The 21,863-nt window shown below is 64.1% G+C and carries 17 protein-coding genes; 4 read left to right on the top strand and 13 right to left on the bottom strand.

The features are described from left to right. The 6 genes from CHB88_RS21370 to CHB88_RS21345 form a co-directional block, all read right to left on the bottom strand. The coding region (locus CHB88_RS21370; RefSeq protein WP_425436145.1) for an electron transfer flavoprotein subunit beta/FixA family protein at positions 1-258 on the bottom strand (258 nt) is incomplete at its 3' end. Between the two features lie 170 nt (positions 259-428). Beyond that, a complete protein-coding gene (locus CHB88_RS21365) occupies positions 429-1,877 on the bottom strand; it encodes an FAD-binding oxidoreductase (protein ID WP_245845140.1) in 1,449 nt (482 codons plus the stop codon). After that, positions 1,862-2,848, bottom strand: a complete 987-nt coding sequence (locus tag CHB88_RS21360; RefSeq protein ID WP_425436146.1) for a tripartite tricarboxylate transporter substrate binding protein — start codon at positions 2,846-2,848, stop codon at positions 1,862-1,864. Before CHB88_RS21360 ends, CHB88_RS21365 begins: the two co-directional genes overlap by 16 nt. Before the next feature lie 110 nt (positions 2,849-2,958). After that, positions 2,959-3,999: a hydroxyacid dehydrogenase gene (locus CHB88_RS21355; RefSeq protein WP_089401383.1), complete on the bottom strand. Its 1,041-nt coding sequence runs from the start codon at positions 3,997-3,999 to the stop codon at positions 2,959-2,961. Between the two features lie 31 nt (positions 4,000-4,030). Next, positions 4,031-5,284: an alpha-hydroxy acid oxidase gene (locus CHB88_RS21350; protein WP_425436144.1), complete on the bottom strand. Its 1,254-nt coding sequence runs from the start codon at positions 5,282-5,284 to the stop codon at positions 4,031-4,033. 9 nt (positions 5,285-5,293) lie between these two features. After that, the gene (locus CHB88_RS21345) at positions 5,294-5,971 is read right to left on the bottom strand and encodes an RraA family protein (RefSeq protein ID WP_089401372.1); all 678 of its coding nucleotides are present in this window, start codon (positions 5,969-5,971) and stop codon (positions 5,294-5,296) included. Positions 5,972-6,082: 111 nt separating this feature from the next. Here CHB88_RS21345 and CHB88_RS21340 point away from each other — a divergent pair, with 111 nt between their 5' ends. After that, the gene (locus CHB88_RS21340) at positions 6,083-6,988 is read left to right on the top strand and encodes a LysR substrate-binding domain-containing protein (protein ID WP_089401371.1); all 906 of its coding nucleotides are present in this window, start codon (positions 6,083-6,085) and stop codon (positions 6,986-6,988) included. Positions 6,989-6,990: 2 nt separating this feature from the next. Here the strand turns inward: CHB88_RS21340 and CHB88_RS21335 are convergent, their stop codons facing one another. The 3 genes from CHB88_RS21335 to CHB88_RS25920 all read right to left on the bottom strand — a co-directional run bounded on the left by CHB88_RS21335 (position 6,991) and on the right by CHB88_RS25920 (position 11,481). Next, positions 6,991-8,304, bottom strand: a complete 1,314-nt coding sequence (locus tag CHB88_RS21335) for a CitMHS family transporter (RefSeq protein WP_089401370.1) — start codon at positions 8,302-8,304, stop codon at positions 6,991-6,993. 254 nt (positions 8,305-8,558) lie between these two features. Continuing rightward, positions 8,559-9,845 carry an amidohydrolase family protein gene (locus tag CHB88_RS21330; RefSeq protein ID WP_089401369.1) on the bottom strand — a complete coding sequence of 429 codons (1,287 nt, stop codon included), beginning with the start codon at positions 9,843-9,845 and terminating at the stop codon, positions 8,559-8,561. Positions 9,846-9,963: 118 nt separating this feature from the next. Next, the gene (locus CHB88_RS25920) at positions 9,964-11,481 is read right to left on the bottom strand and encodes a methyl-accepting chemotaxis protein (RefSeq protein ID WP_281255037.1); all 1,518 of its coding nucleotides are present in this window, start codon (positions 11,479-11,481) and stop codon (positions 9,964-9,966) included. Positions 11,482-11,696: 215 nt separating this feature from the next. Here CHB88_RS25920 and CHB88_RS21320 point away from each other — a divergent pair, with 215 nt between their 5' ends. Continuing rightward, positions 11,697-12,521 carry a helix-turn-helix transcriptional regulator gene (locus CHB88_RS21320; protein WP_176442594.1) on the top strand — a complete coding sequence of 275 codons (825 nt, stop codon included), beginning with the start codon at positions 11,697-11,699 and terminating at the stop codon, positions 12,519-12,521. Positions 12,522-12,551: 30 nt separating this feature from the next. On the opposite strand, the gene CHB88_RS21315 is transcribed toward CHB88_RS21320, so the two are convergent. Beyond that, the gene (locus CHB88_RS21315; protein ID WP_425436143.1) at positions 12,552-14,942 is read right to left on the bottom strand and encodes a penicillin-binding protein 1A; all 2,391 of its coding nucleotides are present in this window, start codon (positions 14,940-14,942) and stop codon (positions 12,552-12,554) included. A gap of 594 nt (positions 14,943-15,536) precedes the next feature. Here CHB88_RS21315 and CHB88_RS24850 point away from each other — a divergent pair. Together CHB88_RS24850 and CHB88_RS24845 are read left to right on the top strand one after the other, a co-directional pair. Continuing rightward, positions 15,537-16,193, top strand: a complete 657-nt coding sequence (locus CHB88_RS24850) for a hypothetical protein (protein WP_143131403.1) — start codon at positions 15,537-15,539, stop codon at positions 16,191-16,193. A gap of 319 nt (positions 16,194-16,512) precedes the next feature. After that, positions 16,513-17,175, top strand: coding sequence for a hypothetical protein (locus CHB88_RS24845; protein WP_176442593.1), 663 nt, complete (start codon positions 16,513-16,515; stop codon positions 17,173-17,175). Between the two features lie 125 nt (positions 17,176-17,300). Here the strand turns inward: CHB88_RS24845 and CHB88_RS21310 are convergent, their stop codons facing one another. The 3 genes from CHB88_RS21310 to CHB88_RS21300 all read right to left on the bottom strand — a co-directional run bounded on the left by CHB88_RS21310 (position 17,301) and on the right by CHB88_RS21300 (position 21,787). Then, the gene (locus CHB88_RS21310) at positions 17,301-18,677 is read right to left on the bottom strand and encodes a hypothetical protein (protein WP_143131401.1); all 1,377 of its coding nucleotides are present in this window, start codon (positions 18,675-18,677) and stop codon (positions 17,301-17,303) included. Between the two features lie 360 nt (positions 18,678-19,037). Beyond that, a complete protein-coding gene (locus CHB88_RS25720; protein WP_281255038.1) occupies positions 19,038-19,220 on the bottom strand; it encodes a diguanylate cyclase domain-containing protein in 183 nt (60 codons plus the stop codon). 74 nt (positions 19,221-19,294) lie between these two features. Continuing rightward, entirely contained in the window at positions 19,295-21,787 is a 2,493-nt protein-coding gene (locus tag CHB88_RS21300; protein WP_176442592.1) for a PAS domain S-box protein, read from the bottom strand. Between the last annotated feature and the right edge of the window lie 76 nt (positions 21,788-21,863).

The following is a 21,863-nucleotide window of genomic DNA, read 5'->3' as shown; positions in this document are numbered from 1 at the left end:
GACCAGGATGCCGCGGTCGGCGCCGATGGCCATGGCGGTGCGCAGGGTTTCCTGGCACTGGGTCACGCCGCAGGACACGGCCACGACTTCGGTGAGCTTGCCGCCTTCTTTCAGGCGGGTGGCTTCTTCCACCGCGATCTCGTCGAACGGGTTCATCGACATCTTGACGTTGGCGATATCCACGCCGGTGCCATCCGACTTCACCCGCACCTTGACGTTGTAGTCGACCACGCGCTTGACTGGAACCAGGACTTTCATGGGTCACTCTCCCCTTATTGATGAAAACGGCGCGGTGCGCCGGCACAACGATGGTGCCCGCCTCGAGACGAGGTTGAGCCCTATGATTCGGCAGCCCTGCCCACGGAGTCGCATGCTGCCCGCCGCTCCAGGCTTGGGTAAGCAGCATGAAGCGGCAATCGGGGACCCGGCTAGATCATCTTTCCGGGGTTCATAAGGTTCAGCGGATCGAGGGCCGACTTGATCGCCGTCATCATCCGAAGTTCGACCGCCGACTTGTACCGCTTGATTTCGTCGCGCTTGAGCGTGCCGAGGCCGTGCTCTGCGGAAATGGAGCCGCCGAAACGATGGGTGCTGTCATGCACGATCCGGTTGATCGCTTCCTGCCCCTGGATGAAGACGTCATCCGCGACGCCCTCCGGCGCCGATGCGTTGTAATGGAGATTGCCGTCGCCGAGGTGGCCGAACGTCACCAGGCGTATCCCCGGAAACGCTTCCTGCAACAGCGCGTCGGTCTCGCGGATGAATTCGGCGATCCGGGAAATCGGCACCGAGACGTCATGCTTGACATGCTTCCCCTCGATGGCCTGCGCCAGGGTGATGTGCTCGCGCAGGCTCCACAGCGCCTTCGATTGCGCGATGGAGGAGGCAACGATGGCATCGCCGAGCAGCTCGCGCTCCATCGCCTCGGACACCAGCGCCTCCAGCAGCCCGGTGGCATGCGCCTCCGACTCGCTGTCGGATATTTCCAGCAAGACGTACTGGGGAAATTCTTCGGAAAGCCCGATGCGCATCTGCGGAAAATGCCGGGTGACCAGATCCAGGCTGAAACGCGACATCAATTCGAACCCGGTCAGTCCCGCGGCACAGGTTTCCTGCGCAAGGCTGAGCAGTTCCAGGGCAGCCTGCGGCGACTGCAGCCCGACCAGGGCGGTCACCTGCGCCTTGGGGAGGGGATACAGCTTCAGCACGGCGGCGGTAATGATGCCGAGCGTGCCCTCCGCGCCGATGAACAGATCCCGCAGGTCATAGCCGGTATTGTCCTTGCGCAGGCCGCGCAGGCCATCCCAGATGTCGCCCTGCGCGTTGACGACTTCAACGCCGAGGCAGAGGTCGCGCGCATTCCCGTAGCGGAGCACGGCGGTGCCGCCGGCATTGGTTGCCAGGTTGCCGCCGATGGTGCAGCTCCCCTCCGCTGCCAGCGATAGCGGGAACAGGCGGCCGGCATCGCTCGCCGCGTTCTGGATCTCTTCGAGGATACAGCCGGCTTCGACCGTGATCGTGTTGTTCACCAGATCGACGCCGCGAATGCGGTTCAGGCGCTTGAGGGACACCACGACGGCTTGTCCACTCTGGTCAGGCACGCTGTTGGCCACCAGGCCGGTGTTTCCTCCCTGAGGGACGACCGGCACCCTTGCCTGCGCGCACAGCGCAACGAGGGCGGCGGTTTCCTGTGTCGTGGCGGGACGCACCACGGCCACTGCATTGCCGGTATAGCGGCCCCGCCAGTCGGTGAGATAAGGGGCCATGTCATCCTGGCCGGTGATCACATTACCCGGGCCGACGATCCCACGGCACCGCTGGAGGAAATCTTCGCCAGCCATCGGCCCGGCTTCAGACTGCTTCATTTTTCCACCCATGGGGATTCTTTCCAAAGCTGTCGGAACTGGACCTCTGCATCACGAAGTTCGGCCTCGTACTTCGCAGGGGGCAGGTAGCGCAGCGGCGCGAACATCTGGGCAGCCTTGCTCTGGAACTCCGGATTGGCGATCGCGCGTTCCGTTGCCTTGACCAGGCGTTCGCGGATTTCCACGGGGAGACCCTTGGGCGCGGCCATGCCGCGCAGGGAGTTGAGATTGATGTCGTAGCCCTGTTCCTTGAAAGTGGGCAGTTCCGGCGCAAGCTTGGAGCGCGCCTCGCTCATGACCCCCAGGTTGCGCAGATTGGTGCCGCCCTTCTGGAACTGCAAGGCCTCGCCGATGTTCACCGCCGCGACGTCGATCTGTTTGCCGGCCAGCGCGGTGCGCACCTCCGCGGCCCCTTTGTACGGAACATGGTTCAGCTTGATGTTCGCCGCTTTTTCGAGGGACAGCATCGCCAGGTGGTCGTCCGACCCGGTACCCGTGGTGCCGACGCTGACCGCGCCGGGATGGGCCTTGGCATGCTTGACCAGATCCTGCAGCGTTTTGATCGGGTTATCGGCATGGACGGCAAAGTTGTCCGGATCGTCCACGATGTTGCCGAGCAGGTCGAAGCTCTGCCAGGTGAAGCTGGTTTGCCGCTCGATCGGAATCGTCAGCACGTTAGGCGTATTGATGAGGCCGATGGTGTAGCCGTCCGGCGCCGACCGCGCCAGTTCGGTGAAGCCGATGGCCCCGCCCGCGCCGGGCTTGTTCGACACGACGATCTTGGCGTTGGGCCCGAGTTCCTTCTGCATATAGATCGCGAGCAAGCGCACGATCAGGTCGGAGCCGCCGCCCGGCGCGTAGGCGACGATCAGGTTGATCGGCTTGTTCGGATAGTCATTGGCGTCGGCTGCCGCTGCAACGCCATGAGCGGCGGAAGCCGCCAGCGCCGTCCCGACGACAAGGGATTTGAGAATGGTCTGCATCGTGGATCGACGTGCCGGATTGAACATGATCTGTCTCCTGTTTATTGGATGGTGCTTCTCTTCATGCGGGATGCGGCGCAAGCGGGATGCGGCGCCGTACCGAGCGTTAATCAGGCGTTTGCTGCCGATTGCAGTGCGTGCGCGAACCGCTTCGCATAGACCGGCCACACTTCGGGGTTGATCAGCCGCGCCGGCCTTTCGCCGTCGAGGACCTCGAGGATCTGTTCCGCCGCGACCTTGGCGATGTTGTACCGCGCTTCATGGGAAACGCCCGCGGTATGGTGGCTGGCGACCACGTTCGGCAGGCTCAGCAGCGGATGATCGGCGGGCGGGGGCTCGAAATCCCACACGTCCAGGCCGGCGCCCGCGAGATGGCCGGACTTGAGCGCATCGAACAGCGCCGCCTCGTCATGGATGCCGCCCCGCGCGGTGGTGATGAACAGGGCGCCTGGGCGCATGCCGGCAAACGCCTGCGCGTCGAACATCCGGGTCGTTTCCTTCGTCCGGGGGCAATGCAGGGAAACGATGTCCGACCGGGACAGCAATTCTTCAAAGGTCGCGGCGGCGGCGCCGCGTCGCGCGATCTCTTCGGCGTTCAGGTAGGGGTCATATGCCAGCACGGTCATGTTGAAGGCGCGCGCCAGCCTCGCTACCGCTGTGCCGATATGGCCCATGCCCACCAGTCCGATGGTGCGGCCGCCGATGTCGTGTCCCATCACGTCTTCCCGACTGAACTTCCGCCCTTCGCGCAAGCCGCGATCCTGCTCCATCAGGCGCCGGGAAACGCCGATGAGCAGGCCGATGGTTTGCTCGGCAACCGACATCGCATTGCCCCCCGCCTGGTTCACCACCGCCACGCCGGCCGCCGTGCAGGCGTCGACGTCGATCGTGTCATAGCCTGCGCCGGACGAGGACACGAGAAGCAGGTTCGGGCACCGGCGCAGCAAGTCTGCGGTCACGTGCCAGTGGCGCGGCAATTCATCTTTGGCCGCGAACACGTGATACACATGGGCCTGCGCCAGCTTTGCCCACGCCTCCTCATCGGCGCCCGCGATCTTGAACACGTCCAGATCGATGCCGGGCTGCTCGCCGAGCATCTTGTCGAAGATAGGGTTGGTCCAGGTGCCCGAGCGGACCACCTTCTTTTGCACTGCCATGGCTAATCCTTCCTTGTTGTTGGCTTCAGATGATGGGCGGCCGAAAGTCGTCGGCAAGCACCAGCCTGTCGGCGGTCATGTCGGCCAGGCGGCGGATGCCGAGCATCGCCATGTTGCGGGACACTTCTTCGCTCAGGAGCCGGATGCCGTGGCCGACGCCATCCTTGCCGGCAACCGCGGCGGCATAGGCAAACGGCCGGCCGACGAAGACCATGCGTGCGCCCAGGGCCATCGCTTTCAGGACATCGGAGCCGCGCCTGACGCCGCTGTCCAGCATGACCGGGATGTTCCCCGCTGCCTCGACGATGTCCGGCAGCATGCGCAGGGGCGCGACGCTGCCATCGAGCTGGCGGCCGCCGTGATTCGAGACGATGATGCCGTCGACGCCCGCCCGGCAGGCGCTGATGGCGTCGTTCCGGTTGAGCACGCCCTTGATCACCAGCGGTCCCTGCCATTGCGCACGGATGCGCTTCAGGTGTTCCCAGGTGAAGTGGCCGCGGTCCGAGAAGTCCCTCACCACGGTGGGCGACAGGATGGGCGCGCCGCGGATCGCATAATTGTTTTCGAAATGCGGCATGCCATGCTTGAGCAGCGTGCGCAGGAAGGTGCCGAACAGCCAGGAAGGCCGGGTGAGGCCATCCCAGGCCAGGCGCGGCGTCGGGCGCAGGGGCGTGGAAAAGCCGGCGCGCACGTTGTTCTCCCGGTTCGCCGCCGCCGGCGTGTCCACCGTGATGACCAGCGTGGAAAAGCCGGCGCGCCCGACCCGTTCGATCAGCGCCGTGATCTGGTCGGCGTGGCCTGGCAGATACGCCTGGAACCAGGTGCTCCTCGATGCCTGCGCCACTTCTTCCAGGCGGATCAGGGACGATCCGCTCATGATCATCGGGACGCCGGCCTGGTCCGCCGCCTGCGCCATCACGATGTCGCCGCGATAGGCCGACAGCGCGCTCAAGCCCATGGGGGCGATGCCGAAGGGGGAGGCGTAGGTGCGCCCGAACAGTTCCACCGCCTGCGAGCGCGTCGAGACATCGACCATGACGCTCGGCACGAACGCATATCGCTGGAAGCTGTCCTGGTTGAAGCGCAGCGACGCATTGGTCTCCGCCGCGCCGGCGATGTAGCCGAAGATGGGGTGGGGAAGATGCGACCGTGCCAGCACCTCGAAATCGTCCAGGCACAATACCTTGCGCAGTCGTCGGGCCGGCTTGGCCGGCGCCGGGATCGCGGGCGCCTTCCCGGCGCGATCAGTGGCGTCCATGGGTTCGGCATGCGTCGGCATGGCGGCGCCTTATCGAATCCCGCCGCAGCCTTTTTCTTTCAGCGCCGCGTCGACCCACGTCCTGTCCCAGCTGCCGTTCTCGATGTCGATGAGCGTCTGCTGCTCGGCTTGCGACTTGGCCCTGGCCTTTTCGAGCACCGCCTTGGCGTCCTGGGGCTGGATGACGACGATGCCGTCCGCATCGCCCACCACGATATCGCCGGGGTTCACCACGACGCCGCCGCACACCACCGGATGATTGATTTCACCCGGTCCGTCCTTGTAGGGACCGGCGGGCGTGACGCCGGCCGCATAGACGGGAATGCCGACGGAACGCAGGCGGGTGACATCGCGGATCGCGCCATCGATGACAAAGCCGCCGATGCCGAGCTTGATGGCCCACAGCACCATCAGCTCGCCGATGAGCGCGTTCGCGGTTTCGCCCTGCCCGTCGACCACGATGATGTCGCCGGGCTTGGCCATGTCGAGCGCCTTGTGCAGCAGGAGATTGTCGCCGGGCCGCACTTTCACGGTCAGCGCCGGACCGAGCAGGGGATTGTCGTTGAACGGCCGGATGGCGGCGTTCAGGCAGAACGTGCGGTTGATGCTGTCGCCGATGTTCGCGACGGGCAGGCCCCGGAATTGTTCGATCAGGCTTTTCTCGGGACGGACGATGCTTTCATTGATGCGCAGGCCCACGTTTGACATGGCGGTCTCCTTTGATTGTAGGCAGGGTCAGTGGGCCTATCATAGGGTTGCGCAACCTATCCGTCTAATATATCTTTTATCGTAATTCCATATTTTAAAAAGATAGGTCTCATGGAGCTGCGCCACCTGCGATATTTCGTTGCCGTTGCGGAAGAGCTGTCGTTCACGCGGGCCGCGGAGCGGCTGCACATCGGCCAGCCGCCGCTGAGCCAGCAGATCCAGGCGCTGGAAGAAGAAATCGGCGCGATCCTGTTCGATCGCTCCAAGCGATCCATCAGGCTCACTGAGGCGGGAAGGACCTTCCTGCAGGACGCGCAGAAGATTCTCGCCTTGTCGGCGAGCGCCGCCGATGCCGCCCGACGGGTGGAACGGGGCGAAATGGGCGAGCTGAAGATCGGCTTCATAAAATCGGCCGCGTTCACCCCGATTTTTCCCAAGATCATCAACGCCTATCGGCGCAAGTTTCCGAAGGTGAACCTGGTGTTGCGGGAGATACCGACATTGCTGCAGGTCGAGGCGCTTCACGACTACGCGCTCGATATCGGTTTCATACGCCCGCTGGAACTCGATGTTCCGCCCAACCTGGCGCTGATGAAGCTGCAGAACCACCAGCTCGCCGTTTTCCTGCCCGAGAAACATCGCCTGGCAACGGCCGCCCGGATCGACATCGGCGATCTCAGGAACGAGGAGTTCATCATGATTCCGCGCGACGAGGGAACCACCCTGAACCCTTATATCTTTCGCCTGTGCACCGAGGCGGGATTCGAGCCCAAGGTGGTGATGGAAGCGCGCGAAGCGGCCACCATCATCGGGCTGGTCGCGGCAGGATGCGGCATTTCGATACTGCCCGAGGTATTCGGCAGCATCGACATAAAGGGGACCCGGTTACGATTGATCGAGTCCGCTCAGGCCCTCACTCACTTTGCCCTGGTCCGCCGGGCGAACGAGCCGAGCGCACTCACCCGGGCATTCTTCGATATTGCGGAGGAAGTGCGCGGGGCAATGAAGCGAGAATGAAGTCAGCGCATCACGAACGGAATCACGCCGCACAGCATCGCGCCGAGGAACATCACCACCGATGCCGACAGCGACCACATCAGGGTGTAGCGCTGGTGGTCGCCGAACTCGACCTTGGCCATGCCCACCAGCAGGTAGGTTGAGGCCACCAGCGGGCTCAGCAGGTGCACCGGCTGGCCGACGATGGAGGCGCGGCCGATCTCGGCGGCGCTGATGCCGTACACCGCGGCGGCCTTGGCCAGGATGGGCACGACGCCGAAATAGAAGGCATCGTTGGAGATGAAGAAGGTGAACGGTATGCTGAGGATGCCGGTCACGGTCGCCATGTAGGGCCCGAGCGAGGGCGGAATCGCTTCGATCACGCTGTGGGCGATGGCATCCACCATCTTGGTGCCGGACAGGATGCCGACGAACACGCCGGCGGCGAAGATCAGCGCCACCACCGGCAAGGCATTGGCGGCATGGGTGGCGATGCGCTCCTTCTGCTCGTCCAGCTGCGGGTAGTTGATCACGATGGCGATGGCGAAGGCGACCATGAACAGGACCGGCAGCGGGAAGGCGCCCCAGATCAGCAGGCCGAGCAGGGCGACGGTAAGGCCGGCATTCACCCACAGCAGGTGCGGACGCGCGGTCGCGGGGTCGCTCAGCCTCACCAGGCTTGCCGAGGGCTGTTCGCCGGAACCGGCGCCGGGCATGGCGATGGTGCCGAGGCGGGCGCGTTCCTTCTTGCCCAGCATCCAGGCGACGAACAGCACCCAGGCGGCGCTGAAGATCATGGCCGGAATCATCGGCACGAAGATGGCGCCGACATCGACGCCGAGGGCGCTGGCGGCGCGCGCCGTCGGGCCGCCCCAGGGCAGGATGTTGAACACGCCGCCGGCCAGCATGATGACGCAGGCCAGCACCATGCGGTTGATGCCGAGGCGCTGGTAGAGCGGCAGCATGGCCGACACGGTGATCATGTAGGTGGTGGAGCCGTCGCCGTCGAGGGAGACGATCATGGCCAGCACGGCGGTGCCGACCACGATCTTCATCGGGTCGCCATGCACCAGCTTCAGGATCTTGCGCACCACCGGATCGAACAGGCCGGCATCGATCATGATGCCGAAGTAGAGGATGGCGAACATCAGCATGATGCCGGTCGGCGCCAGGTTCTTGATGCCGGACAGCATCATCGGACCCAGGTCCTTGCCGAAGCCGCCCATCAGGGCGAAGGCGATGGGCACGAGGATGAGGGCCGTCAGGGCCGGCAGCCGCTTGGTCATGATGAGGAACATGAAGACCACGACCATCGAATAGGCGAGCAGAGTGAGCATGTGAACGTCTCGTGAGGCAGCATTGTGGCGGGCTCCGCGCCGCGCCGAAAAGGCGGAAAGCCGAAAGCCGGTCGGCCGCAACGAAGCCGCCACAACCGGTCGGGTCGGCGCGCACTATAGCGATTCCAGCCTTTCAAAAGGCTTTCAGCGGAAAAAACGGATTTCAGCGTGGATGCGGGCGGGCGCCGCTTGGACGCGGCGTTTCATGATCGGAGGAAAGTTCCGTGCAGGACGAGGACGATGGGCGAACCGCCTCAGGTCCCGGTCTGGAAGGTGGTGCGCTGCGGCCGCCCCGGCAGGTGCAGCGTCGCTTCCTGCGGCGGATTTTCCGCCACCAGCCTGCCGCGCGAATACACCTGCAGGCAGGGCGCGCGCAGCCGGATCGCCTCGATCGGATCGCGCGCCTGCAGCAGCACGAAGCTGGCCGCCCTGCCCGCTTCCAGGCCGACATGATCCAGGCCGAGGATGCGCGCCGGGTTGACGGTGACCGCGTCGAAGCATTGCCGCATCGCCTGCTGGCCGGTCATCTGCGCCACATGCAAGCCCATGTGAGCCACTTCCAGCATGCTGGCGCTGCCGAGGCCGTACCAGGGATCCATCACGCAGTCATGGCCGAAGGCCACCGTCAGGCCGGCCGCCATCAGCTCCGGCACGCGGGTCATGCCGCGCCGCTTCGGGTAGGTATCGTGCCGGCCCTGCAGGGTGATGTTGATGAGCGGATTGGCAATCGCATTCAGCCCCGCTTCCGCCATCAGCGGGATCAGCTTGCTGACGTAGTAGTTGTCCATGCTGTGCATGGAGGTCAGGTGCGAGCCGGTGACCCGACCCTGCAGGCCGAGCCGCTGGGTTTCATAGGCGAGCGTCTCGACATGGCGCGACAGCGGATCGTCGCTCTCGTCGCAATGCATGTCCACCATCCTGCCCTGCTCCGCCGCCAGCTCGCACAGCAGCTTCACGCTGAGCGCGCCATCGGCCATGGTGCGCTCGAAATGCGGAATCCCGCCGACGACGTCCACGCCCATGGCCAGCGCGCGCTTCAGGTTCTCGAATGCGTTCGGCGCGCGCAGCACGCCATCCTGCGGAAAGGCCACCAGCTGCAGATCGAGATAGGGCGCCACCCGGCGCCTGACTTCCAGCAGCGCCTCCACCGCCAGCAGGCTCGGATCGCAGATGTCGACATGGGTGCGGATGGCGAGCAGGCCGCGCGCCACCGCCCAGTCGCAGTAGGTCATCGCCCGCTCGATCAGCGCTTCCTGCGCCAGCAGCGGCTTGAGTTCGCCCCACAGCGCAATGCCCTCCAGCAGGGTGCCGCTCTGGTTCACGCGCGGCAGGCCGTAGCTGAGCGTGGCGTCCATGTGGAAATGGGCATCGACGAAAGGCGTGCTCAGCAGCTGGCCCCGAGCATCCACAATCCGCCGCGCCGTCGCGTCCGATGGCGACAATCCTTCCCGCACGTCGACGATGCGGCCCTCGCGCACCGCCACGCCCATGCGGGTGCGGCCGTCGGGGAAGGTGGCGTCGTGTATCAGCAGATCGAGCATGGCGGGTCCGGGAGGGGGAATGCGTTGGCGGCAAGCGCCCGCCATCCGGCGGGCGCATCAGGAGGGATAGATTAGCATCCGCGGCGCCTGCGCGGCAGCCGCCGATATTGCCCCGCCTTCAAGCCATGCCGATGCGAACGCGCGGCGCAGCCCTGGCAAGCGCCGCGGGCAACGCAGGAGCCGCGGGCCTGGCCGGCATGCGAACCTGCGCGCCCTCGGCAGCGAGCCGGAACACCTGCACGACCTGCACCAGGCGCTGCGCCTGCTCGCTCAGGCCCTGCGCGGCATGCGACGCCTGTTCCACCAGGGCGGCGTTTTCCTGGGCCACGCCATCCATGTCGCGCAGCGCCGCATTAACCTGCTCGATGCCGCGGCTCTGCGCCTCGCTCGACGCCAGGATATCGCCCATGATGCCGGTGACGCGGCCGATCCCGGCCACGATGTCTTCCATCGTCGTGCCGGCATCGGCCACCAGCCGGGTACCGGTCTGCACCTTGTCGACCGAATCCTCGATCAGGCGCTTGATGTCCTTGGCGGCGGCGGCCGAGCGCTGGGCCAGGCTGCGCACTTCGGCCGCCACCACGGCAAACCCCCTGCCCTGCTCGCCGGCGCGGGCCGCCTCCACCGCCGCGTTCAGCGCCAGAATATTCGTCTGGAAGGCAATTCCGTCGATCACGCCGATGATGTCGGTGATCTTGCGCGCCGAGGCGTCGATCGAATCCATGGTCTGCACCACGCGCGACACCACCTCGCCGCCGCGCAGCGCCACGTCGGATGCCGACTGCGCCAGCGCATTGGCCTGGCGCGCGCTGTTGGCGTTGCCGCGCACCGCCTCCGTCATCTGCTGCATCGAGCCGGCGGTGGCGATCAGCGCCTCCGACTGCCGCTGCGTGCGGGCCGACAAGTCGGCATTGCCCTCGGCGATGTCGCGCGCCGCATCGGAGATGGCGAAGGACCCCTGCTGCACGGCTGCGATGGCGCCGTGCAGCACGCCGACCAGGTCTTCCAGCGCCCGGCCGGCATCGCTGCGGGTGGATTGCGGCGCCGGCCGCAGGTCGATCAAGCCGTCTCCGGCGGCGAGCTGGCCCACGCGCCGGTTCAACTCCGCCGATCGCAGCGCTTCGCGATGAAGCAGCAGCGACACATAGCAAAGCACGCCCGCTTCCACCACCACGTACGCCGCATGCAGGACGACCTCCGCCAGGCCGGGACGGGTGAAGCAGATGACGCCATAGCCCCATTCCTGCAGATAGCTGAACGACAAATGATGGACGGCGATGACCCCCGACGCCACCAGCACCACCCGCCAGTCTCGGTACACGACGAGGAAGGCGAGCAGCACGAACACGCCGAAATGCGCCTCGGTGACGCCGGCGGCCTGGTGAATGTGCAGCGCCTCGAAGGCCATCAGGCTGGCTGCCGCCAGGGCCCGCGTCGGAAAGGCGCCCGGCCGCAGCAGGATCAGGGCGCTCGGCGCCAGCGCCATCGGCAGGCCGAGCAGGAAGGCCCAGCGCCAGGTGTCGTGCAGCGGCGCAAGGCCGAGGCTGATGGCAAATAGTCCCCAGATCGCCCAGAGCATCAGGCGGTCCGCCTGGCGGTAGGCCGCGGCGAGGTGTAGGTGGTCGTGGTTCGTCATGATGATGGTCTCCGATGTCTTCCCGGGACTTGCCTGATCGGCAAGCGCTTGTCGCGATCACTCATGAGGGAATGACGGCCGCTGCGCCCGGGATGGGTCGAAGGTCGCCTGAATGAAGGATGTGCCATTGTGACGAATTGCGGCATAATTGCCATACTGAAACATTGCATTTCGTCTGCGATTCATCCCTTTTCCTCCCATCCCTTCATCAACCCATGGACAGAATCTCTCCACTGCTCGGACGGCAGGCACTGCATGCCAGGGTTTTCTACAACGGCGGATTCTGCGGGGCGAACGAGTTTGTCGAGGACGGCAAAGCCGGCCATCTGCATGTGGTGCGTTCGGGTTGCGTGGTGTTCGAGCATGAGCAGGGGCCGCCGCTGCAGGTCGAACAACCGACGGTGGCGTATTACCCGCGCGGCATGAGCCACCGGCTTGTGGTGCCGGGAAAGGAAGCGCAGCTGCTGTGCGCCGCCATCTCCTTCGATGGCGGCGTCGCCAATCCGCTCATCCGGGCCTTGCCCGACTTCTTTCATGTCCCGCTGGCGCAGGCGCCGCGGCTGGGGCAGACGCTGGATCTGCTGTTCGGCGAAGCCGGCGGTGGCGGCGCCGGCCAGGACATCATCCTCGACCGCTTGTGCGACGTGCTGATCGTGCAGATGCTGCGCCATGAATTGGCCAGCGGCCGGCTGTCGTCCGGCATGCTGGCAGGCCTTGCCGACGGCGGGCTGGCGCGGGCCCTGAGCGCCGTCCATGAGCAGCCCCAGGCGGCATGGCGCCTGGAGACGCTGGCGGCGCTGGCCGGCATGTCGCGCAGCAAGTTCGCCGCGCATTTCCACCGCGTGGTGGGGCAGACGCCGGGGGACTATGTGACCGACCGCCGCCTGCAACTGGCCAAGGAATTGCTCATGCGGGGCAAGCCGGTGAAGTCGGTATCGGTGGAGAGCGGCTACAGCAGCCAGCCGGTGTTCAGCCGCGCCTTCGCCGAACGCACCGGCATGTCGCCGCGCGCCTGGCTGCGGCTGCAGGCGGTCGGCTGACCCGGCCGCCAGTTAAGCGCCGCTGCCGAATCAGCCGCCGTACATGTGCGGGTCGGGCGCCTGTCCAGGCTGACGGCCGCCCGATGGCATCGGCACGATGGGTATCGTCGGCTGGGCCGGGCGGCCGAACAGGCGGTCCCACAGGCTGCGGTTGTCCTCCACGTCGACGGACCGCACGGCATTGCCGGCGGCGTATTCCTGATAGATGAAATCGCCGTCGAGCTGGACGAGGCCGCCCGGCATGCTGCGCTGGGATTGCGGCTTGCCCTTCAGCGCCGCCCGCATGTAATCCACCCAGATCGGCAGCGCCACGGTGCCGCCGAACTCCTTGTCGCCGAGCGATCGGGGCTTGTCGAAGCCCATCCAGGCCACCGCCACGGTATCGCCGCCGTAGCCGGCGAACCAGCCATCCATCGATTCATTGGTGGTGCCGGTCTTGCCGGCGATGTCGCGACGGCCCAGGCGCTGGCTGGCGGCGGCGCCAGTGCCGCTGGTGACCACGTCGCGCATCATGCTGTCCATGAGGTAGGCATTGCGCGCATCCAGCACCCGGTTGGCTTCATCGCCGGCGCGGATATGCGCGAATTCGCTCAGCACCTGGCCCTGATTGTTCAACACCTTGCTGATCAGGAAGGGCGGGACCTGGTAGCCGCCGTTGGCGAATACGGCATAGGCGCTGGCCATCTGCATCGGCGTCACCGAACCGGTGCCGAGCGTCATGGTGAGATTGGCGGGATGCTTGTCCTGCTCGAAGCCGAAGCGGGTCAGGTACTGCTGCGCATAGGCCGGCGTGATCGCTTGCAGGATGCGGATCGACACCAGATTCTTGGAACGCTTCAAGCCGGTGCGCATCGTCACCGGGCCGTCGAAGCGGCCATCGTCGTTCTGGGGATTCCAGGCCTGGCCGCCGGCGTCGCCGGCATTCAGCATCAGCGGCGCGTCGTTGATCACGCTGCCCGGAAAGAAGCCCTTTTCCAGCGCCGCCGAGTAGATGAAGGGCTTGATGGTGGAGCCCGGCTGACGCCAGGCCTGGCCCACATGGTCGAACTGGTTCAGGCCGAAGTCGAAGCCGCCGACCATGGCGCGCACCGAGCCGTCGCGCGCATCCAGGGCCACCAGCGCCGCGGCGACTTCGGGCAACTGCGTGATCGCCCATTTCTTCTTCGCGTCGCGCACCACCCGGATCACCACGCCGGGCCGGATGCGGTTGCTGCCCTTGCCGGTCAGCGCGGAAGCAGCCAGGCGCAGCCCTTCGCCGCTCACCTCCACCTCCTCGCCGGAGGCCAGCGCCGCCCGCACCATGCGCGGGGTGGCGGACAACACCACCGCCGCCTGCAGGTCATCGCTGTCGGGATGCTTTTGCAGCACTTCGGCGATGGCCTGCTCGCGGTCGTCGGCATCCTGCGGCAGGTCGATGATGTCCTCCGGTCCGCGGTAGCCATGGCGCCGGTCGTAGTCGAGCACGCCGCGCCGCACCGCCTCATAGGCCGCCTGCTGCTCGGTGCTGGAGAGCGTGGTGTAGACGCTGTAGCCGTGGGTATAGACGTCGTCCTTGTACTGCGCCGCCATGTACTGGCGCGCGATCTCGGCCACGTATTCCGCATGTACGCCGAAGCGGCGCCGCTCGCCGCGCACCACCAGGTTTTCCTGCTTCGCCTGCTGGTACTGGGCATCGCTGATATACCCGAGGTCACGCATGCGCTTGAGCACCGCCTGCTGGCGCTGCTTGGCCCGGGCGGGATTCACCACCGGGTTGATGCTGGCCGGCGCCTTCGGCAGGCCGGCCAGCATGGCCGCTTCGGCCAGGCTGACGCGCTGCACCGGCTTGCCGAAATAGGCCCGCGCCGCGCTGCCGAAGCCGTAGGCGCGCTCGCCGAGATAGATCTGGTTCATGTACAGCTCCAGGATCTGATCCTTGGAGAGCCGGCTTTCGATCTGGTAGGCCAGCGCGATCTCGTGCAGCTTGCGGCCGTAGGTCTTCTGGCGCGACAGGAAGAAGGTGCGCGCCACCTGCATGGTGATGGTGGAGGCGCCTTGCGAGCGGCTGGAGCGAAGGTTGGCGAGGCCGGCGCGCAGGATGCCGGTGTAGTCCACCCCGCCATGCTGGTAAAAGCGGTCATCCTCGATCGCCAGCAGCGCCTGCTTCATCACCTGCGGCATCTCGGCGATGGGCACGAAGTCGCGCCGCTCCTCGCCGAATTCGCCGATCAGCACGTTGTCGGCGGTGTACACCCGCAGCGGCATCTTGGGGCGATAGTCCACCAGCGTATCCAGCGCCGGCAGGCTGGGCATGACGATCAGCGAGAGGTATCCGACCAGCAGCAGGGCGGCAAGGGCGACCAAGGCCACGCTGCCCAGCGCGACGCTGGCCAGCCAGCCGCGGCGCTTGCCGGACTTGGGGGACGATGACTTCTTTGACAACGAAAGACTCCAGCAGATTGATGCCTGCACTCTAGCAGGCGCAGCGCGAGCCGATGTAACGCCATGTAACGGTGGGCCGAGACCGTCCTCATGGTTAGCAGCCTCGGCGAAACGCGTCGATTGAGCGTACCCCTGAACAACGCCCGCTCGGTCGGTCAAGACGCTGCGCCTGTCCTCTCGACAACAGCATGCTTGCAGGAAAAGGTTAGCGCCGTTTTCGGTAAAGCATATTGTTGTACATCCAAACCCTTCAGAGCGGCACAAGCGTTACCGCAATCGGAGAATCGATCCAAACAGGGGCCATGCAGCAGCATGAAGCCGGCGACGCTGAGTATTCTCAAATCTCGCAGCAGTCATGCACGGATTCGGCCGAGGCGGCGCGCGGGCAACCAGGAGCGGCCTGCCATTGCCGCACTCATGCGGTTTTTGGCCAACCGCTGGCTCAATCATTCAATAGGATTTGGATCAATTTTTGCTTCCTAGACAATCTGTGCTGCTGATTGCTGAGGCAATCATTTTGAAAAGCGGCACAAAGGAAAAGTCAAAGCACCAAATCCAATCGATACCTTTTATGTCTTAACTTCAGGGGAAACAATGAGCTCTCTCACAATTCAAAGTCTGGCATCGCAGCAACCGCTTTCACAGCGTGGACTGCCTTCGCTTGGAAATAATTCCAATTTAAGAGACAACCCGGCTGATCGATCTTTGATCGCTCAATCAACTGTGCAAAGAAATAGGACCCGCCCAACAAATTACGGAAAAGCGAAAACCGCGCTGGACACCATGGGCGCTGCTTTGAAGCTTCCCTCGAACATGTGGGGACGCGATGGGGTCAACATCAATCTTTCGCTTAATGAGTCTCTTGAAATTGAAAAACATCCAGCTTCAGTGGCGGTTTATTACACCGATCCCTATCATAAGTCTAGCAGCCCAGTCAGGGCGATTAGCATCAGTTTCCAAGGACCACCTTCATCCGATACTTCGCCGGAAGTGTTCATCCAAAAAAGCAGCGGTGATCGGTATGTAATAACCGTGAGTAATGGGGCTATAGTTACAAATACACCGCTACGCACTTTTGTATGGACCCTCCCAAAAGAATACGTACCGTACTTCAATCGTGGAGAGAAGGGGAGCCTCACGCTCATGTTCAAAAACATGAAAACAAACCAAGCGATTCCTGCCAAAGATCTGTTCGAAAAAGAAGCGCCAAACCTATTTGATACGCTCAATAACCCGGCCCTGAAGCGGTAAATTCACTGCAAATCATAGCGGTTGACAAGTTACTGCAATGGATGCCCCGGGTGCCGGAGCCAGCCACGATTCGGCTAATCGCCGATTTTGTAGATGGGTTTTCCGATGGCTTCGTCCAGTGCCTGGGGGTACGGCTACTCAGCCCTCGTTGCACTTCCTTCAGCTTCGCCAAGCATGCTTCAACCGGCGTCAGGTCGGGTGGATATGGCGGCACAAAGACCAGCCTGGCAACGCTGGCCCGGCCCACTTGCTTGATGCCGCCGATCTTATGACGACATGGATGCTTGACGAGACAGCCGTTAAACGTCAATAACAGGAAATGAAATACGCGATCTCGCAATTCAACATGGAACCTTACCCATACCACTTGATCGATCAGAGTCACCATCGATCAAGCGCTCCAGGGTTCAACGGTGAACCAATCCATTCTTCTTCGTTCACCGGATTGGCGACAAAGAAAAATGAAAGAACCCAATTCAAGGTAAGTCCACACAAACTTGATCTCGACTCAATACTTCGGCGTTTGGAGAACAGCGTTCAAGAGACAAGCGAGAAAAAATTTGACATCAATCTCTCGCCGAATGGGACCAATGGCATCGACGCCAATCCAGTTTCCGTAGCGTTCTACAATGAAACGGCCAATAGCTCCAATGCGAAGCCAGTCAGAGAAATATATCTTACGTTTGAAGGAAAAACTGGAAATCGCTCGGTCCTGTGCATCAAACATCTCGGGTCAGATCAGTATGTTTTGGAGGCCAAGCTCGGTGAGACTTCAGGGCAGCGTTCCAACTGGACGGCGTGGCGGGTACCGAAAGGGTTCAAGCCAACCTTTCGACCTGAAGCGAATAACTCGCTTACGCTTATGTTTTACGACGAGAAGCAAAATCGACTCATTTCAGCGGCGGATTTCTTGAAAAGGGCTCCAGAATTGAGGCGAATCGTATTCATGGAAGCCCCCAAAAGTTTGATCAACCAACGATAAGATCAATCGCATCATTTGGAGCCCCTTGTCCCTGCATCTTCATCAATGAGTCCCACTTCGGCTGCTAACGCACGTCGAGTTGATGGTTGGCTGACTGGATTCGCCTTTCCGAGTTCAGGCTCATCTCAATAGCGCCGCGCTTCCACCACCACGCCGTTGATTCGAGCGCCGCCAATACTGAGATTCGCTGCCGCCCAGCGCAGGCTTGGCGCATCCACATGCAATGCTGCTGCGAGCCGGGCCATGGCTTCGTTGAAACCCATGGCGTCTGGCGCAATGCCGACAAACAGCCGACCATCGCGAGTCTGCCGCACTTTATAGGGCGCCATGGCCAGCACCAGACTCCGCCAAGGCAGCTCTACTTTCTCCTTTCCCACGCTTGTCGATTTGCCCTCGCGCCTGACCGGACCGGCCTTTCCGGCGGCCAGCGCGATGTCCGGCACGCCGAAGTTGATGCCATAAGCATTGCGCAGCAATAGCGGATCGATCCGGCCGGCGCGGATCTGCTCCGCCAGCCGCGCCTGCAGCCAGCGCTGCGCGTCCACGCGTGCCTTGGCGTAGGCGACGCCATTGCCGCCTGCCGCCGTGCGCTGAATCGCTTCCAGCCCTCGCATGTCAACGCCGGATTGGCGCAATGCATTCAGCGCGACGGTGAGCACGTCGAGCGCGGCCACGCCATGGTTGCGATAGAGGCCACCCGGTCCGGGGCGGATGCGCAGCAGCACATCGAGCAGCGCCGGCCCCAGCGCACCACCGCCGGCCTTGGCGGCGCGGGCGAGATGCAGGGTGGCCCAGCGGCCGGCGTCGGCCTGGCTGCCGAGGTTGAGCTTCGCCTGCCGGTCGGCATCGGTGTTGAGTTCGCAGGGCGAGGGCTTGAGCTTGAAAACGGTCACATGGCCGTCCGGGCTCGTGATTCTGAACTCGACTTCCTTCAACCCAAAAGGCGTCATCCCGAGCGCGAGGTCCAACTTGCCGAAATTTTCGCCATGAATGGTCAAGGGCAGGCTGCCCAGGCTCAGCTTCGCCTGCTTGCGGTTCACCACCATCGGCAGCTTGTGCGTTCTTCCGCCCGGCTCGCGCAATATGAGCTGGTAGCTGATGCCGTCCTTGCTGCTGCCCTGAAGAAGTTCGATGCCATAGCCGTTCGGCGCGGTCCATCGATAGCGCCGCGGCGGCACGGCCTTGAGCGCCGCGTCCAGCTGGTTCTGCCCGAGGCTGGTCAGGTAGCCGCCGGCCAGTTCGGCGGGATTGCAGCCGCCATCCTCGGTAATCTCGAAAAAGGACGGCCGGTCGGTCATCCATTTGTACCAATCGGGCAGGTTGTAGCCGATGTAGGCGCCCAGGACGACGCGCATGGCAGCGGTCAGCCATCCCGGCCCTGGACCCGTCGGCCCGGCGGGTGACTGCTTGATGACGCCGGGCGCCGATGGGGATTGCGGCTCGAAAGCGCCAGGCGGGAGGAAGGCCAGGGTCGAAAGCGAAGTGGTGGCGGGTGATGGCATGGTCGAATCGCAGGCCTGACCGAGCCGCGAAGGCTCGGTTGCTCTGCTCAACAAGTTGGGCTTTTACACCTGCCGTGCAGCGATGCACGGCATGGGCGACTTGTCGAAAGATTAATTACGGCGGATGACAGGATGATGACAACCACGGCAAGCTGTGGCGGCGGGGATGAAACGCGACACCTGTCTTGTCGCGCCTTCGGCAAGTGGCGGCGTCCGCACCCGGCTTGCCTGGCCTGATACAGCGCCTCGCCGGCGCGGCGGGAAAGCCGGGGAACGCCACTGTCCCGCCCGATGGCGATGCCATGCTGGCGGAGACGCCATGCACATGGCCATCGACGATGAAGCGCTGCTTGAAGGCATCTAGAATTTGAACGCGACCTTCCCGGCTTCCTCGGCGCCGCCAACGCTTTCCAGGATCTTGATGAATTCATCGCCGGTGACAAGGCCGGAAGTGTCGTTGACCTGCTTGAATCGGTCGACATCAATGCGGGCCAGGCCGACTTGGCTGCCGCAACGGCGCGCCCGCCAGAGGGCTTCGTCCAGCCGCGCTTCATGAGCCGCTGATTGGGCAGCCCGGTCGGGAAGTCGATGCGCGTCGGCTCGCGCAGCCGGCGTTCCTATTGCCTGGCGCTGGTGATGTCGGTGGACAGGATGTAGATGCCGACGACCTCGCCGTTCTCCAGATGGGGAATGTAGGCGCTCTGCAGGATGCGCGTTTCGCCGTTCAGCCTCGTCTCCACCTCGAACCTGATTTCTTCACCCGCCAGGCATTGGAGAAAGTAAGGCTTGCGCTTCTCGAAGGCATCGGCGCCGATCACGTCGGCCACCGTTTTTCCGACCATGTCGCGCGGGCTCATTCCCACCCAGCTGACGTAGCTGGCGTTGGCGAAACGGTACACGAGGCTGCGGTCGACATAGGAAATGCACACCGGCAGGTTGTCGGCGATCGTGCGCAGCCGCGCCTCGTTCTGCGCCTGCCGCAGTTCGCTGTTCTTGCGCTCGGTGATGTCCATGCCGAGCGCAAAAAAGCCGTTGGGGTTGCCGTCCGCATCCAGATCCGGCAGATAGGTGGCATGGTAGTGGACATTGCGCTGCCCGATCTGCCTCTCGCCTTCGAAGCTGACCCGCTCGCCCGCCAGCACCCGCTTGACGTAGGGACGGATCATGTCGTATTCCTGCTGCCGTTCGAGATGCGCGCGGCTGACATGCCTGCCGATGAGCTTCGCGCTGGTGGTGCCGTAATAGCGCGCCGCCAGTTCGTTGATGTAGAGGAAATGGCCGCGGCGGTCGACATGCGCGATCATTACCGGGAGGTTCTCCGTGATGGCGCGCAAGCGCTGAGCCGTGAGCCTGGCATGCTGTTCCGACTGCATGATCGCACCCGTGTCTTTCAGCGCGATCACTGCGCCGAGCCTTCCTTCCCGGGCATCGGTCATCAAGCGGCCGCTGGCCAGCAGATGGCGCGGCGGCCCGCCCGGCGGCGCGATCACCAGTTCCTGGTCCTGAACGATATCGCCCCTGAGCGCGCGCGCCAGGGGAAAATCGGCGGCATCGAGCGGGGTTCGGCCATCGGCGCCGTAGACCACGCATTGCCGGGCTGCTTCGCCCGGGTTTTCGGCAGTCGCATCGAAACCATGGAAGCGGCGCGCGGCGCGATTGAAAAGCGTCACCTCGCCGTCGGAATCGCAGGCCACCACGCCGATGTCGATGGCATCCAGCACGGCGTCGAGAAGGCGCTGCTTTTCTTCTGCCTTGCGCGCCGCCAGCTTGCGCTGGGTGCCGTCATGCAGGAAGGCGCCGAACAGCTTCGCGCCCTCGATCTGATAGACGGTGACCGTCGTCTCGACCGACACGTCGGCGCCGGATTTGGCGCGCACCGGCAGCTCGATGCGCCGGTTGAGGAAGGCGCTGCGGCCGCTCTTCACGGCTTTGGCGAAGCTGCGCCTGAATCTATCCCGGAAGCCCGGGGAGATGATCGCATCGGCAAGGGGCTGGCCGACGGCCTCGTTCCGGCGCCAGCCGAAAATGCGCTCGGACGCGCGGTTCCAGTCGGTGATGATTCCCTCGGCATTGACGGCGACGAAGGCGTCACCGGCGCTTTCGACGAGGGTGCGGAAGCGTTCCTCGCTGGCCTTGAGGCGAATGTCGGTGCGCACGCGGTGCTCCATCTCCGCCCGCAGCGCGTGATTGCTGTCCTGCAGCTCGCGGGTGCGCTGCCGGACGCGCTGTTCCAGTTCCGCGTTGAGCCGCTGCAGCGCGAGTTCGGCTTCCTTCTTCTCGTGGATGTTTTCGACCACGGAAATGAAATGGCGCACCCGGCCCGCGTCGTCCCGCAGCGCCGACACCGTCAGGTTGGCCCAGACGACCTTGCCGACCTTGGTGATGTAGCGCTTCTCCAGGGTGTAGGTCTGCCGCTCGCCCGCCAGGATTTCATCTACCAGCGCCACATCCCTTTCCAGGTCGAGGGGAAAGGTGATGTGCTGGAAGGTCAAGGCTTTCAGCTCGTCCGCGCTGTAGCCCACCAGGTCGCACAGGGCCTGGTTCACCCGCAGGAACGTACCGTCCGGCGCCACATGCGCCATGCCGACGACGGCCCGCTCGAAGGTGGCGCGGAATTCTTCGCCGGAAGCCGGCGGCGCTTCGGCGAGCGCTTCCTCGGCAATCCCGGCAAGGTCGTCCAGGGCCGCCAGTTCCTGTTCGCTCAATTGGCGCGAACGGGTGTCGAACAGGGACAGCGTGCCGAGAACCTCGCCCTGGCCGCCACGCAAAATCCGGCCGGCAAAAAAGCGGATGCCGACGCTGCCCGTCGCCAGGGGATGGTTGGCGAAGCGGGGATCGCACTGCGGTTCCAGGATGACGATGCCTTGGCTCCGGCCAAGCGCCTCCTCGCAGAATCCGATGGCATGCAAGGCGTCACCGGCGGCGAGCCCCGAGCTGGATGCCATCCGGTGCCCTCCATCGTCCGCCGCGCCGACGAGCGCGATCGGCATGTCGAACAGGAGCTGCGCCATCCGGATGACGCGGTCCAGGCGTTTCTTGCGTTGCTGATCGGCGGTGTCCGGATCGGGCCGGACGATGCGCCGGATTGCTTCGGCAGCGATGGCAGACATGGAATTCAAGGTCGATGAAAATGCTGAGGGCTTGCAGCACATTGTGGAGCGGTGATTTCAAAACTTCTGTCCTGCA

The sequence above is a fragment of the Noviherbaspirillum humi genome, from assembly GCF_900188095.1.
Lineage (GTDB): Bacteria > Pseudomonadota > Gammaproteobacteria > Burkholderiales > Burkholderiaceae_D > Noviherbaspirillum > Noviherbaspirillum humi.
The sequence above is the reverse complement of the archived record's forward strand: the minus strand, read 5'-3'. Positions and strand labels throughout refer to the sequence as shown.

Bases quoted from the DNA above. Each gene is read 5' to 3' on its own strand.
- CHB88_RS21365 (WP_245845140.1), bottom strand. From the start codon at position 1,877: ATGGGTGGAAAAATGAAGCAGTCTGAAGCCGGGCCGATGGCTGGCGAA.
- CHB88_RS21360 (WP_425436146.1), bottom strand. From the start codon at position 2,848: ATGCAGACCATTCTCAAATCCCTTGTCGTCGGGACGGCGCTGGCGGCT.
- CHB88_RS21350 (WP_425436144.1), bottom strand. From the start codon at position 5,284: ATGCCGACGCATGCCGAACCCATGGACGCCACTGATCGCGCCGGGAAG.
- CHB88_RS21345 (WP_089401372.1), bottom strand. From the start codon at position 5,971: ATGTCAAACGTGGGCCTGCGCATCAATGAAAGCATCGTCCGTCCCGAG.
- CHB88_RS21340 (WP_089401371.1), top strand. From the start codon at position 6,083: ATGGAGCTGCGCCACCTGCGATATTTCGTTGCCGTTGCGGAAGAGCTG.
- CHB88_RS21335 (WP_089401370.1), bottom strand. From the start codon at position 8,304: ATGCTCACTCTGCTCGCCTATTCGATGGTCGTGGTCTTCATGTTCCTC.
- CHB88_RS21330 (WP_089401369.1), bottom strand. From the start codon at position 9,845: ATGCTCGATCTGCTGATACACGACGCCACCTTCCCCGACGGCCGCACC.
- CHB88_RS25920 (WP_281255037.1), bottom strand. From the start codon at position 11,481: ATGACGAACCACGACCACCTACACCTCGCCGCGGCCTACCGCCAGGCG.
- CHB88_RS21320 (WP_176442594.1), top strand. From the start codon at position 11,697: ATGGACAGAATCTCTCCACTGCTCGGACGGCAGGCACTGCATGCCAGG.
- CHB88_RS24850 (WP_143131403.1), top strand. From the start codon at position 15,537: ATGAGCTCTCTCACAATTCAAAGTCTGGCATCGCAGCAACCGCTTTCA.
- CHB88_RS24845 (WP_176442593.1), top strand. From the start codon at position 16,513: ATGAAATACGCGATCTCGCAATTCAACATGGAACCTTACCCATACCAC.
- CHB88_RS21310 (WP_143131401.1), bottom strand. From the start codon at position 18,677: ATGCCATCACCCGCCACCACTTCGCTTTCGACCCTGGCCTTCCTCCCG.
- CHB88_RS21300 (WP_176442592.1), bottom strand. From the start codon at position 21,787: ATGTCTGCCATCGCTGCCGAAGCAATCCGGCGCATCGTCCGGCCCGAT.